Genomic DNA, 13719 nt, shown 5'->3' on the forward strand with positions numbered 1-13719 from the left:
TTTAAAAATAGGAGGTGCTGTTTTTGGAATGGTTTTTTTTGCACTCGTATAATTTGATTAAAAAAATTATTAATTCTCTTCGAATATCCCCCTAAAAAAAGATTTTCCCGCTAAATTAAGAAAAAATCCCCTAACAAATTTAATCAAATGTATAAGTTGATTTTGATTTAAGAAAAGTCCTTTATATAAATAAAAAATCATGTAGAAAAGGATCTAATTTTCTATAGGTCCCCCATTCCATGAAGCGTAAAGGAGTTGGTTTTTTTGATTCAAAATCGATTACTAAAAAACTTTTTAAATGATGCAGAAATTAAAGAGCTGTATCAAAGTTATTTAGAAAAGCCTACTACTTGCAAGAAAGAAATGATTGAAAAAATGTTTCAAATCCATGGTAGAAAGATTCAGCTGCTTAGTTATTTTTCAAAAACTTTAACTTTTGAGTCTCAAAAATTTGATAAAAAAATTCGTCATAACAATAAATGGAATCAATTGATATTAGATCAAAACATAGATGAGAGAGGGGGTAAATTCCTTGATTTAGTCGCAGATGAACAATGTTATTACGATGTTGAATTCAATACACCTGTTGAATCTAGTGAATTAGAAATGATTTTTGAAGATAAACAACTGTACGACATCGTTTCCACATTAACCGAAAAGCAAAAAAAGATTCTCTACTTACTTTTTGTGAAGAATTGGACAGAAGAGGAATTAGCTATAGAGCTTGGTGTTTCAAAACAGGCTATTAATAAGGTTAAAAATTACACATTACGCAAAATAAAAAAAGAGTATGAGTCGGCAAACAGAAGAAATCTGAATACTAATTAAGTTGCAGAAAATCTATCAAGATGGTTGATAAATCACCCTAAACTTCCCTTTTATAAGTGTTAGGTTGGCCAACCTTAACACTTTTATATTAAAAAATTTAGGGAGGAATTACATTATGGCTATTTATAATTATCGAAGAGGATCTACAAATACTACAAACTTAACAAAAGAGCAGTTACTTCAGTTAGAGCACGCAACGTTTAGTGGAGCAGAATATTTACTTTCTATCGCTAATCATTCTACAATTCAAGATAAATTAAAAAATATTTATCCTGGTAATTTAACTAAAGTATTTGGAATCAGTTCTCTTTCAACTATTGCCACTCGCTTGTCTTTAATTTATGAAGGTATGCCGCGCTCAAGCAGAAATTCAGTAGTTACAGCAGCAAAAGATGCGGTTAAAAACTTTAGTGATATATTTAACAATGCTGATTCTAATGGCGCTAAACTTGTAACAGTGAACATTACTTATTACGAACTTTTCAACGCAACGACTGGTGTCACTAGCTTAACTCTACCTGTTAAAGTAACTGCTACTCGTTATCACAAGTAAATATATACACACAATAAAAACATGGAAAGTAAAAATCGCTCAGTAGTTTTCTGAGCGATTTTTCCCTTATCAATTTATAGAATACTATCACTATCTTAAAAATTAAATATCCACATCCACTTTTTTTAGACTCGATCAATTCCCTATTTTATTCCACTTGGATTTGGCTATTTCTTTTAATTTGATAAAACCATATGGAGATAAGAACCAACAATACCGGCACTGCCGAACTCAGACCTAAAACTATTAATTTATTTGGAAATGACTCAGTCTCTTACTATATAGATTGTTGTATAGCACGTTGTAAAATATCGGAAAATTCGTCATTGTTGAGTATATTAAAATATCTAGTATCATTATCCAAACGTATCTCTTTACCGTCATTAAAGATATAAATATAATAATCTTCATCAGAATTTATTTTCATCCAATAATCAGCATCACTTAACATATATATATTGTTTGATATTTGGAATTGTAAGTTTTGTAAATGGTGCAAGAGTTGTTTTTGCTGTTCTTCATCTTCTATAAAAATCGTTTCATAATCTTCTATATTCCCTTTTATTATCCCAATTCCAAGCTTTATGTTATCCTCACTAAAATCCGCATCTTTAAGTATGTCCGTGACCGTATAAATTTTTTCAGCCTCAGCCTTAAGAGCAGCATCTCTTTTTTTATTTTCATATACATCCAATCCCATTAAAACAACACTGATTACAGCGACAGCAATGATTAAGAAAATTCTACGTTTCCGCATAGAGTACCTCCTCATTTTATTTTTTAAAATTATATCAAATTTTATATATTTTCACTCTATATAGCTTAAAATTCTTGTAAATTCATCCTTTTTCTCTATCAATAGAAAAAAAGGATGTTTTGATTTTTTATCAAAACATACCCTCTCTATCACCAATTCTACTTTTCTATTTGTGTATCTTTCTCTTTATCCATAAGTTCAAAAAAGGAAGGAAGTTGCTTAAATTCCTTTCTTTTTATCGTTGAAAGCACCATTAAAATCAGTTCCTGCTCCAAATCCTTTCGATTTTGCCAATCTGTTTGTCTTAACACTGATTTAATTTTTGGTGTCAACAGTTCTATCACTTCTTGTTCAAATCTGCCATCCACCACTATCACCTCAGACCTTTTATAAGACTACATATCCCATCAATTTTTATGTTCGCCCCCCCTCCCTCCTCTTTTCTTTTTGCAATAATAACTGTACAGCTTGGGTGTTGTTATTGACCGCTTCAGTTAATAACGCTAATGACTTATCAAATTTCCAAAAGACCAATAGAAATGCCACTATTGGAAAACCAACATTACTAATGAAATTTATTAGTATCGAATGATCCATATTAAGACCTCCTTTGTATATATAAAGGGGGCTTTACCTGTATTTTAGCAACCTTTAATATTAATAATTGATTGTACTTTCGACCATATAAAAAACTCTAAATAATCTCCCTTTCGGTAAAACTAAATTTCACTTATAGGTTGTTATTTGGGCTACAAGTTCACCTTTATAGACTGTTAGCTAACACAATAAAACTAAAAAGGAGTGTTTGATATGCCTACAGTAACGAAAGAATATATCGAAGTAAAAAAAATTAAAGGAGATCGTGACATACTTCCAATTCGACTTGCCCAAATTGCAGCAATAGATTATCTAGAAGGAAGAACAAATGCAGATCAACTCAAAACAAATATTGGAAATATCGCTTCACTTGCAGGTATTGCTTATTCGGTCTTTGGAAAAAGTAGCGCAGTAGGGGTTGCATTAGGTGTTATTAGTTTCCTGGCTTCAAGCCCATCCCAATCACACCGAAATGGTATGATTCAAGGCCTTAAAGCAGGTAATAATGCGGTGCAACGCTTTGAGAGTGATTTAGTTAATTCATATCGCTATAGTGAAACATTCGATGTTGAGTTAGCCTTTTTAGAAGCGAGTGACTGGGCAACACAACAGCAGCTTTTCAAAGGTGTAACAGGAGTAGGTAAAATCCACGCCTTTTACGATGAAAAAGGTAATCGAATCCCAGTATAAAATAATGAGGTAGTCGATTTTATTCGACTACCTCATTATTACTTAAATAACTTTTAACAAACGCAAATAGCTCAGAACTATCCTCAAGAATATATTGCTTCAACATCTTAGGCCTCTCGATAATTCCTATGATATTTCTTTTATAATCTAAGATTATTGTATAGGATACTTCTGAATTTTTGGAATAAAAATAAATATAAGCATCCTCATTAAAAGCCGGTCTATTAGGAATTATTTTCTTTTTCATAAAAAGGCTATTTAGTATCGAGATAAATTGTTCTGTTTCCTCTTGCTCAATATAAAACGATTCTCTCATATCTGAAATCAAAAGATTATCGATGCTCGCAATATCCAATTCTGGTACAGCCTCATTAAAAGTAATTAGTGGTCTAGTATAAAACCATATTAGCCAAATCACAACTACAAACAACAAAAACCATATTTTTTTATTGCGAATATTCATCATCCTCCGTTCCTTCCAAAAGCTCATTTTCTTTTTTAAATTATATCAAAACCTAGCTATTCAATAATATTGAATCTGAATCTCTTCACGGATTTCTATCTGCGATTTCCTCGAGTTTATCAGCGATTCACGTGTTTCTATCCCCCTCATGACTGTCACTGTTATGCCAGCTCTTCTGTATCTTCCGAATATAAACAATTTGACTGATATGATATGCGTTATGGGTCGTTATATTCCCCAGTACTTGCCACCAGTTTGCATTAAAGTATCCTTGAACTTCGCTTTCTAATTGTTGTTCTGTTAATATTTTTTGCCAATGTAACAGCACTTCTAAAAGTTGTTGCTGCAATTCGTAAAATGTTTTATTTTTTGCAATGGTAAATGTACTGTCATTCCCTCCAATGTTAGGCACAGCATGTACACTATTTTCTTGATATCTTGTTTGCCACGTTTCATTCCAATAAAGCAAATGCTGTACAATTTCCGCAATACTATTGCTCTCTTCATTTACCTTCCAAAAAGCTTCTGCTTCTGTCAGATTTTTAATAGACTCTGAAAAGGGCACATACCAACTTGGATCGTTTGCATTCGCTAATAACTGATCAGATAAAACATCTTTTGGGTGAAACACTCCTACCCACTCCTTTATTTTAATTAATGTTAACATTCTCTTTAATAAAGTATTTCCCTCTTTAAAACCTTCAAAATAAAAAAGATGTTCAAAAAGGACCAACACCCTTTTGAACATCTGTAATTTATTTCAACGGAATCTTCATTTCAATATTTTCCCCAATTGGATTGTAGAAATAATCTATCTTGATTTTGGCTTTGCCATCGTAATTTTTAAAGGTTTCCGTTGCATATAGATACTCATCATCATCTGAGAACGAGCCACCAGCATATTCTAACTCCGTGCCATCCGCTTTTTGAGCAGTCGTAAAGAACATATGTCGCGCACTACCATCCCATTTCTTTGCAGCCGTTTTTAAGCTTTGTCCCTCTACAGATATATCCCAATCTAAATAGTCTGGTTTTGTGATGACTTCCTGTGTGCCAAAATCAACTTCGATAAAATCTTCACCCTTTGGCACTGCTTGAACAGCGCCAATCATCAGCGTCAATTCCTGTGGATCATTAAAATAATTACTTTGCAAATATACCGTGAATTTTCCATTTTCATTATTTATATATGTTGATGAGCGATTTCTAACTGTTTCTCTACGCTCTCCGCTTTCCGTTTCGACTGCAATATCTTCAAGTGCTAATATTTGCATTGTGTTGTCTTCATCAACTTCAAAAAAGGAACTAGAGTTGCAGGGTTAATTGGAGAGACACATGGAAATTTGCTACTAACGAGGAGAAAGCGCATATTTTTCAAGCGTTATTAAAATACAATCTTTCAAATCTTGAAGAAAAGGTAGTAAAAGATATTGGAATTTTTGTAGAAGATGAAACATTTTCACATTCAATATACTTCATTTTTCTTCCTCCTCTATTGCTTTATTAACTATTGAAAGAGGATACCTCTTTTTTAAAATACGCTTGCCGTTTTGTCCCCGCTACTGCTTTCCATGCCAATAACCCTAAGAAAAAGAAGAACAATGAACCAATTAACCCAACAGGTCGAATCGAAGTGAATTCAGCGGCAAAACCTATTACAATCGTGACAGCAACAATTATACTTGCTTCAATAACACGAAAGAGGCTTTCAAACCTTCCCATTATCTTTACAGGCACATGATTTTGGTAAAAAGTCAGATAGCCTGTATTTGCAAATGTTACGGCAAAGCCTATTAAAAATACACCCGGTACTGCACTAAAAAAACCGCTGGCACTATAAAATACTAAATATCCAATTGAGGTGAAAATAGTACCGATACCTATTAAATGATTCACCGCAAGTTGCTTTGTAAATATAGAATTAATGATAGACCCGATGATAATGCCGGCTCCAAAAATACTTAGTAAATACCCATAATTAGTATCTGAAATTGACAGTACACCTTTAGCAAATGCTGCCTCTAGAGAATCGATTGCAGTCATAAATATCGTAGTACCGCTAAATAATAAATAGATTTTTGTAATATAGGCATTTTCCTTAGTAAAATTAAAAACTATATGACAATCATTTTTTATTAGTTCCCATGAAAATCTTTGCATTTTTGTTTCTTTATCTCTTACATCAACATTAGGTAGCATCATGATAAGAAGTGCCGAAAAAAGTAATGCAATTGCATTTATATGAATGGCAGTATACGGTGTGCCCAGCCAAAATAATATACCCGCAATAGCAGGCCCTATTAATGAACCACAAGAATTGATAAAACTACGTAGAGCATTAAAACGTTGCCGATCTTGTTCAGGGATTAGTTTCGTCATATAAACCATTGATGTAGGCTGAAATATAGCACTGCCCACATTAATGATAAATGCTACTCCATAGACATAAATAAGCGAAGGTAAAAAAGGAATTACCGCAATACATAATGCTCGGAACATGTCCAATCCCATCATAAGTAGCCGCGTATTTACCCGATCAATTAAGCTACCTGCCCAAGTATTTGAAAAAATCGTTGCGATCGGACCGAGGCTATATAATAAAGCAATGGCAAGTGGGGAACCTGTTTCATTCAATAGGATTAAATTAAGTGCAATCAGATAAACCCACGCACCCACATTTGAAATGCCTATCCCTCCTAATAGCATTAAAGGATACTTCCATCTGGACATTATCACCACTCCTATTTTATTTTTAATAAAACAAAATAAAAAACTCACCCCCAAGATAGTATCTTGGGGGCGAGTCATATCGCGGTGCCACCCCAGTTCGTTTCTACATTGCTGTAGCAACCTTATCGAGTACGGCATTTTTCAAAATCGTGCGATACTCTATCCCGTTAACGTGAGAATACGTTGCATCATCATTGTGTCAACAAATAAATCCAATGCACAGCTCAAAGGCTTGTTTCAACATATTTCGTATCCCTCCTTTTCAGCTCCCAGAGGTCTCTGTAGATCGTACGTATGTTTACTCTTCTTTTCATAGCTTTTCATATGTAATTTTGTAAATCTTATACTATTTTAAATTAAATTTCAATACTAAAAGAAAACGACTATTTTTTTTCATGTCTAATATAACACACTAATGAGGGTTGATTATCCACATGCGTCTCGTCACATTTAAAGCTATACTTTCATAATTGACATCCAATTGACAACTACTTTTAATTATTTGATAAGAAATTTAAGCCAGATCCCCTTATCGTTTGTCTAATAGACTTACAACTAAAACGAAAGGAGTATCTCTACGCCTAATCGGAGCCGATGACGCAACACTTCTACGCTGTGTTGCGTCATACTTTTAGTAGTACGCTACAATTCCCTTAATAATGTATAAAACAAATAATGTTAAAACTTGAAGGTGCAAACGTAACGTCATAAAGTGTAAAATATCCACTATAATTTAGATGTATAATGTCGCCCAACTAGTATTTGTCGGCGATGTCATAAGTATCTTTTCTTCGTGGTTTTTGACAAGTTGTGCTATATTCAAAGTGTCAGGAGTGAGTTGATGAAAAAGTTTTTAACAATTATCACAATAATTCTTGTTTTACTCGGAGCAGCTGGCTATGCCATGTGGCATTTTGGGACAAATATTGCTTCCGAAAAAATTATCGAAAAAGTGGAGTCTACTTTAGATGACGAAAATCTAGCAGAAGTAAAATCCTATATCGAGAACGATCCGAAAGTTCAAGAAATTGTAAGCGAGGCAGCAACTACAAATCCGGATACTCTCCCCTTCCAAACTAAGGAAGAAGCAATACGTGTGTTAATAACAAAAGTGGGCGTTAATCGTTTACTTGATATTCAGGAACAAGCGCAAAACGGTTCAATTAGTGAGGATGAAATATTATCCGAAATGGAAGGTAAACTATCTGAAGATGAAATTTCTGCTTTAAAATATGTTTTATATAAAGAATTGAATAAATAAAACGAGCCATTTAAACGTTTAAATTATCAAAAGCAGGTATGCTAAGAAAACACAGCTATTGTTATTTCTTACACTAACGCCAACCACTCAAAAGTCTCACAGTAAAAAGTAGTTGTGGCAACCCATTGGTGCTGGTGGGTCTAATGATATGGACTCGATTCCTCTTTAGTGGAATCGAGTCTTTTTTTATAGACACTACCGCCAAGCACGACTAAATAATGGGTCCTTCAACAAATCCTCAAGACGCCTGCCATTTATATTTTTTCATGCACGTCCTCATGCTCACAGTTATAAACGACGACCTCCGTCATGCTATTTTATAACCTCCCAACTCATGCAACTCCGAAACGAACTAACCTAGCCCAACCATAAAAGGACAAAATTTAAAAATAAACTATATGAAAACAAGGTTTTTAAAACTAGGTTTTTAAAACTAGGGATAATTACCAACAATAAATTGACAATTTAATTGCTACGTTGTATGGTTAGTTACATAAGTAACGAACCAATTAACTAGGAGGTGGATTGTGATTTATTCGTTAAGCAATGAAAAACCAATCTTCCAGCAAATTCGTGAACGGGTTGAAGATGCCATTCTTGATGGGCAACTACAGTCTGAAGATCGCATTCCATCAACCAATGAATTTGCCAAAGAGTATCAAATAAATCCTGCAACGGCAGGCAAGGGTGTGAACGAATTAGTGGAAAAAGGTGTCATTTATAAAAAACGAGGTGTAGGTATGTTTGTCAGTACGGATGCGCGAAAAATTTTAATTGCTGAACGTAAGGAAAACTTTTTTGCACAACATATTGAACCGTTGAAAAAAGAGGCGGTACGATTAGGCATCTCTGACGAAGAATTACAAAATATGTTACAGAGGGGATAATTTATGAAGATTGATGTGAGAAATGTTAGCAAATTGTATAAACAGAAACATGCTTTAAAAAATGTGTCTTTTACGATTGAAGGGCCAAAAATCATCGGTTTTTTAGGTCATAATGGCGCTGGTAAAACAACATTTTTAAATTTATTAGCAGGGCTTATTCCTGCAACTGAAGGGCATATACGTATCAATGGCGAGAATGTTTTCAATGCCCCTGCTATACTGCGTAACATTTGTTTCGTTGCAGAGAGTGGCAATTTTCAAGAAGATATGACGATCGCACAATGTTTAAAGGCTAATCGTTTTTTCTATCCAAAGTGGGATGAACAGCTTGCAAATGAGCTTCTTCAAGTGTTTGCCCTTAATCCAAAAGATAAAGTGCGCAATTTATCGAAAGGGATGGTATCTGCACTTGGTATTATTACAGGGTTTGCTAGTCATGCTGCAATTACCATTTTCGATGAGCCCTATATTGGATTAGACGTAGCTGCCCGCAATACATTTTATGATTTATTAATTGATCAACAAATAGAACATCCAAGGCTATTCCTTTTATCGACGCATTTAATAGATGAAGCTAGTGAATTGTTTGAAGAAATCCTTATTCTGCAAGAAGGTGAGTTATTGCTGCAAAAAACGGCGGAGCAATGGGATCAGTATATTGTTGCAGTAAAAGGAAATGCTCAAGATGTTGAACGCGCAATACTAGACTTAGAAGTCATTTACAAGCATATTTTTATGCATGATATGACGGCCGTTGTCTATGCCAAAGGTCGTGCAATCGAAGGTGAAAATATTACATTAGAAAATGTATCTTTACAAGACCTGTTAGTGTATTTAAGTAAACAGCAGAAAGAGAGGTTAGTAAAATGAAAACAGTACAAGGTAGCTTATATGTATTTTTTCAAAGCTATAAAAAAAGTAATATTATTTTTTGGTGCATTTTGTTTGCCATTGTCCTACTGTCATTTTTTATCGATACCTTTTTTGGGCAATATATTACTTTTGCTATGACCATCTCTATACCTGTCTATATTTTTTATAGTACGATGGGGGCTAAAATTTTAAATAAAACATTGCCTTATTTTTTAAAGCTTGGCTTAAGCCGTATGCAGTATGTTTGGAACGTAGGCTTATTTTTCATCGTTTGGAGCCTTATTGGTGCATTTATAATTGCCTGTACACACAAAATGATTTCCTTCGTCTCAAATCTATTAGATTATCAAAATATGGTAATTATTCACCCTCTATTCTTTTTTAGCAGTTCGGATTCATTTTTTCTAACAATGGCGATAGATACTGTGTTACTACTACTTTGTTTAATCTCAAGCCTGCTTTTAAATGTCGTCTTTTATCGCTTCGGCACATTAGGTGGCTACAGTTTTATTGGTGTAATGGCTTTGATTCCGATAATGATGGTAATTTTCGGATGGTACTCGCCACTTTTGGTGACATTATCGAAAGCATCCACTTTGCAAATAATCAGTAGCTTACTAGGTATGATTATTATCATTTATATTGTCATCTCAAGTGCATTACGAAAAGCTCCTGCAATGCCATCATAAAACCTTGAAGGGATCGACAAAATGAAAAAAGGTAGACGGTGCCTGTCACTCAAACAATTTTGAATTCTTTTTTAATTCATATAAATATAAAAACAAAGGATAGTTCTCGCCAATAGCTTGGCTTCAGAACTATCCTTTATTCGTCTTCATGAAACTTTTATTTAACAGCTGGATTTTCATTTCTTTTGCTGTATACGTCGTGAAAATATTCGTAAATTGACAAATAGCCTAAATCCCTTTTTTACTTTTCACCATAATACTTTTTCAATTTAACATCACACGGGCAAGAAAATTCATGCTATTGGGGCGTTTAAGAGATTTAACTAGCCCTTAATAGGCATACAAATAGACCATTTAGTCTTACATCTCATATGTTAATTATGAACCACAACTTATCAAAACAGGAGGTAATAACATGTTTAATCGTAAGCGTCACCATGGAAGAGGACCACAATGCTGCCCACCACAAACAATGCCAACACAATTTGACCCACCACAATTTTTACCGCCAGAGCAATATGTACGCACAAATTACATTCATACAGTTGTACCACACGTTCAACCTGCACATATTACAACAGTGAACAAACATATCATCGATCATCAATACTACTTCCCATGCACGGAGAACGTAGTAAATGAATGCTGTGAAAATCATACACTATGTGGTATGCCACATAATCACTGCCATATGCCACAACAACACATGGGCCACCATAAACATATGGGTATGGGGTATTAATTTGTATGCGATGAGACACTTTATGTCTCATCGCTTTTCTTGGATAGATCACATTATTTTTCGCCTGCTGTTTTTACCTGGTTCCGACCTGCTTGCTTAGCAAGATACAATGCTCCATCTGCCGCTTCAATCAATGCTTCTGTCGTACTAGCCATTTTAGGATACTCTGCAACTCCCGCTGATAGCGTTACTGGACGACCACAAGGACTGTTCGAATTTGCTAACTGTTGTCTTAAATTTTCCGCTACAATGGCTGCTTCTTCAACAGTCGTATTAGGTAATAGAATGATAAATTCCTCACCGCCATAACGACAACAAATATCGTTTTCACGTGCCACTGCCTTCATTTTTTTGGCTAAATATTGTAATACTTTATCTCCCACTGCATGGCCATAGGTATCGTTGACGCTCTTGAAATGATCCAAATCCAGTAAAATAATTGAATGCATCAATTGATTTTTCTCCCATTCTGATAGCGTAGCATCCATTGTTCGTCGGTTTGTGACCCCAGTTAAAGGGTCGGTTGTCGACTGATCTTTAAAATAGGAAACTTGCCCTTGCAAAAAGGACAAACTTCGAATAAGTGCACTCTTTAAATAATATGCTTCAAAATACCAACTGCGTACGGACTTTAACCCTTCAACACTTCTCGAATCTAAGCTCTCTTCTGTTAATGTTGCCAACTGCTGCAACGGGCGGGCAATTCGCGCTGCGGTCCATAGTAAAACAAAAATCGACAAAAGCATAAGCGGTATTGCATTAATTGCTACTTCCTGTACTCGATCAAACGAAGGCTCTAGCGCTACTTCTAATGGTCGTTGAGAAATGACACCCCAACCAGTTATCGGTACTGAACTATATCCAGCCAACATTTCAATATTTTTAGTATTCGTGACTAGTTGTGCACCATTTTTTCCTGATACAACTGCTTTCACTGCTTTATTGTCCATTACAATATCATTGATGCGACTTGGATCTTGATGGTAGATAATACGTCCATCTGCATCTACTACAAACACATAAGAACCGTCATTATAATAATGCTCCCCTAACAGCAAATTAAATACATTATGTTCTTTTAAATAAATTGTACCTGCTACCATTCCTAAGTATTCGTTCTGCGCTGAAAATATAGGATACGAGATAAAAATAATTAGTCTCCCTGTAATCCCTTTATACGGTTTCGATACGAGAGGCGTTTTTTTGGATAACGCCTCTTTCCCTCCTACAGAGGTCAAATACTTTCCTTTTACATCTACAGAAGGTGGTGAAACTGACAGTACTAGACCATCCGCATTCGACACTATAACGGAGTTAAACATATTATTTTGCATTTTCAATCGGTCTGTTTCTTTATCCAATGCTGCGTCATCGTTCATAATTGATTCCATATGACCTGCGCTGTAACCTAAAATTTGAAAGGCTTCTTCTAAGTAGGCGCTTGCGGTAGTTGCCAATTTTTGAGCATATACACGATTTGTTTCAAGTGAATTTTCCTTGATGGAATCCACATTCATACGATAGCCGCTCCATATACTACCGATGCTTGTGAAAAAAAACGCTGCCATTGCTAAACCCATTATTAAATGCTTTAGCCTTAACTGTCTTGATTTCATTGTCTTCTTTTACTCCTATTTATGTATTTTGACTAGCTATTACTTAAGTTAAAAGACGCATATCTCTTAATCTATTAAAACACCTATATCATTTTATTTTACAATTTATTTGTATATATTTAAAGTTATTGTAAAAGCAACATTGTCAAAGGCCTATATAATTATTGAAAAGTAAAACTTTTTTCATAATTTGGACATAAAAAATTACTATAACCTTAGTTATAAATTTTATTGTCAGTATATTTTTGTATTTTTTAATAAGTATTTGCTGCTTCCTATTGGAATTGCCAGATAAGAGCTGCATTTTCCCCTTTCGTCGGCACTTATCATTCAATTATATAATACTCCCTTGATTATTTGCGGGAAAAATCTCATTGAAAAAGTAAACGCAAAAAAGACTATTTACAATCATCATTGCAAATAGTCTCTTTCTATTATATTTCTCCTTTTCGTACATGCTCAATTAATCTTTCTAGGTATTGTATGGAGCCCTGTATTCTAAAATTCGCATAATCGCTAACAAATTCAGCCAGCACTTCTACTCCTGGTTTCATAAACTGTTGTCTATCTGAATTAAAGAGATTGTCCCATTTCGAATGCATCGCGTTTACCTTTTTTTCTAAAATATGAATAACCCGATCGCGGTCAACATGTTTGATATTGGCTAAACCAATAACCATATCACCTATTGTGTTTGCATTTTCAAGCGATTTATAAATCTTTTTTGGCAAGGCTTCGCGTCCTTTTTCCGTTATAGCAAAAACGTGCTTATCTGGTCGATTATCTTCTTTTATAACTTCTTTCGTCTCAATTAGTCCTTGCTTCGCTAACGATTCAAAATGATAGTATAACTTACTTTCCGTCAAACCATTAATTGAGTCAAGAGACTGTAATTCAGAAATTTGTTTTTTTAAATTATAAGGATAATTATCTTCTTCCATAAGCTTGCTAAGAATGAAAATTTGAATTGCCATTATGTCAGCTCCTTAGGCAAATATTAGTTCCATTTTATCAAAACTAATGATTTACTTCA

17 protein-coding genes and 1 other annotated feature are annotated in these 13719 nt (G+C 34.3%); of the genes, 8 read left to right on the plus strand and 9 right to left on the minus strand.

Going from position 1 to position 13719, the window contains the following annotated elements:
* The first annotated feature begins 264 nt into the window (after window positions 1–264).
* Both C9J37_RS05590 and C9J37_RS05595 read left to right on the plus strand, forming a co-directional pair.
* Window positions 265–828, plus strand: a complete 564-nt coding sequence (locus C9J37_RS05590; RefSeq protein WP_107894602.1) for a sigma factor-like helix-turn-helix DNA-binding protein — start codon at window positions 265–267, stop codon at window positions 826–828.
* 115 nt (window positions 829–943) lie between these two features.
* Window positions 944–1381: a hypothetical protein gene (locus C9J37_RS05595; RefSeq protein ID WP_107894603.1), complete on the plus strand. Its 438-nt coding sequence runs from the start codon at window positions 944–946 to the stop codon at window positions 1379–1381.
* Window positions 1382–1658: 277 nt separating this feature from the next.
* On the opposite strand, the gene C9J37_RS05600 is transcribed toward C9J37_RS05595, so the two are convergent.
* The 3 genes from C9J37_RS05600 to C9J37_RS05610 form a co-directional block, all read right to left on the minus strand.
* Window positions 1659–2138 (minus strand): hypothetical protein, encoded by a 480-nt coding sequence (locus C9J37_RS05600; RefSeq protein ID WP_107894604.1) that lies wholly within the window; start codon window positions 2136–2138, stop codon window positions 1659–1661.
* A gap of 158 nt (window positions 2139–2296) precedes the next feature.
* On the minus strand, window positions 2297–2506 hold the full coding sequence (locus C9J37_RS05605; RefSeq protein ID WP_235617038.1) for a hypothetical protein: 210 nt from the start codon (window positions 2504–2506) through the stop codon (window positions 2297–2299).
* A 46-nt stretch (window positions 2507–2552) separates the two neighbouring features.
* On the minus strand, window positions 2553–2735 hold the full coding sequence (locus tag C9J37_RS05610; RefSeq protein WP_107894605.1) for a hypothetical protein: 183 nt from the start codon (window positions 2733–2735) through the stop codon (window positions 2553–2555).
* Between the two features lie 213 nt (window positions 2736–2948).
* On the opposite strand from C9J37_RS05610, the gene C9J37_RS05615 reads away from it, so the two are divergent.
* A complete protein-coding gene (locus C9J37_RS05615) occupies window positions 2949–3425 on the plus strand; it encodes a hypothetical protein (protein ID WP_107894606.1) in 477 nt (158 codons plus the stop codon).
* Window positions 3426–3444: 19 nt separating this feature from the next.
* Here the strand turns inward: C9J37_RS05615 and C9J37_RS05620 are convergent, their stop codons facing one another.
* From C9J37_RS05620 to C9J37_RS05635, 4 genes are all read right to left on the minus strand, one after another.
* Window positions 3445–3891 (minus strand): hypothetical protein, encoded by a 447-nt coding sequence (locus tag C9J37_RS05620; RefSeq protein WP_107894607.1) that lies wholly within the window; start codon window positions 3889–3891, stop codon window positions 3445–3447.
* Between the two features lie 124 nt (window positions 3892–4015).
* On the minus strand, window positions 4016–4519 hold the full coding sequence (locus C9J37_RS05625) for a DinB family protein (protein WP_107894608.1): 504 nt from the start codon (window positions 4517–4519) through the stop codon (window positions 4016–4018).
* 124 nt (window positions 4520–4643) lie between these two features.
* On the minus strand, window positions 4644–5162 hold the full coding sequence (locus C9J37_RS05630) for a hypothetical protein (RefSeq protein ID WP_107894609.1): 519 nt from the start codon (window positions 5160–5162) through the stop codon (window positions 4644–4646).
* Between the two features lie 229 nt (window positions 5163–5391).
* Window positions 5392–6618, minus strand: a complete 1227-nt coding sequence (locus tag C9J37_RS05635) for an MFS transporter (RefSeq protein ID WP_107894610.1) — start codon at window positions 6616–6618, stop codon at window positions 5392–5394.
* A gap of 62 nt (window positions 6619–6680) precedes the next feature.
* Window positions 6681–6941: a binding site (T-box leader), on the minus strand.
* Between the two features lie 518 nt (window positions 6942–7459).
* Here C9J37_RS05635 and C9J37_RS05640 point away from each other — a divergent pair.
* From C9J37_RS05640 to C9J37_RS05660, 5 genes are all read left to right on the plus strand, one after another.
* Window positions 7460–7879, plus strand: a complete 420-nt coding sequence (locus C9J37_RS05640; RefSeq protein WP_107894611.1) for a hypothetical protein — start codon at window positions 7460–7462, stop codon at window positions 7877–7879.
* 527 nt (window positions 7880–8406) lie between these two features.
* Window positions 8407–8766 (plus strand): GntR family transcriptional regulator, encoded by a 360-nt coding sequence (locus C9J37_RS05645; protein WP_024361599.1) that lies wholly within the window; start codon window positions 8407–8409, stop codon window positions 8764–8766.
* A 3-nt stretch (window positions 8767–8769) separates the two neighbouring features.
* The gene (locus tag C9J37_RS05650; protein WP_107894612.1) at window positions 8770–9636 is read left to right on the plus strand and encodes an ABC transporter ATP-binding protein; all 867 of its coding nucleotides are present in this window, start codon (window positions 8770–8772) and stop codon (window positions 9634–9636) included.
* Complete coding sequence (locus tag C9J37_RS05655) at window positions 9633–10328, plus strand: hypothetical protein (protein WP_107894613.1); 696 nt, start codon at window positions 9633–9635, stop codon at window positions 10326–10328. Before C9J37_RS05650 ends, C9J37_RS05655 begins: the two co-directional genes overlap by 4 nt.
* 415 nt (window positions 10329–10743) lie before the next feature.
* Window positions 10744–11070, plus strand: coding sequence for a CotD family spore coat protein (locus tag C9J37_RS05660; protein WP_024361604.1), 327 nt, complete (start codon window positions 10744–10746; stop codon window positions 11068–11070).
* A 53-nt stretch (window positions 11071–11123) separates the two neighbouring features.
* On the opposite strand, the gene C9J37_RS05665 is transcribed toward C9J37_RS05660, so the two are convergent.
* The gene (locus C9J37_RS05665; RefSeq protein WP_107894614.1) at window positions 11124–12686 is read right to left on the minus strand and encodes a sensor domain-containing diguanylate cyclase; all 1563 of its coding nucleotides are present in this window, start codon (window positions 12684–12686) and stop codon (window positions 11124–11126) included.
* A gap of 434 nt (window positions 12687–13120) precedes the next feature.
* On the minus strand, window positions 13121–13660 hold the full coding sequence (locus tag C9J37_RS05675; protein ID WP_107894616.1) for a PadR family transcriptional regulator: 540 nt from the start codon (window positions 13658–13660) through the stop codon (window positions 13121–13123).
* Between the last annotated feature and the right edge of the window lie 59 nt (window positions 13661–13719).

The sequence above is a fragment of the Lysinibacillus mangiferihumi genome (assembly GCF_003049665.1).
GTDB classification, from domain to species: domain Bacteria; phylum Bacillota; class Bacilli; order Bacillales_A; family Planococcaceae; genus Lysinibacillus; species Lysinibacillus mangiferihumi.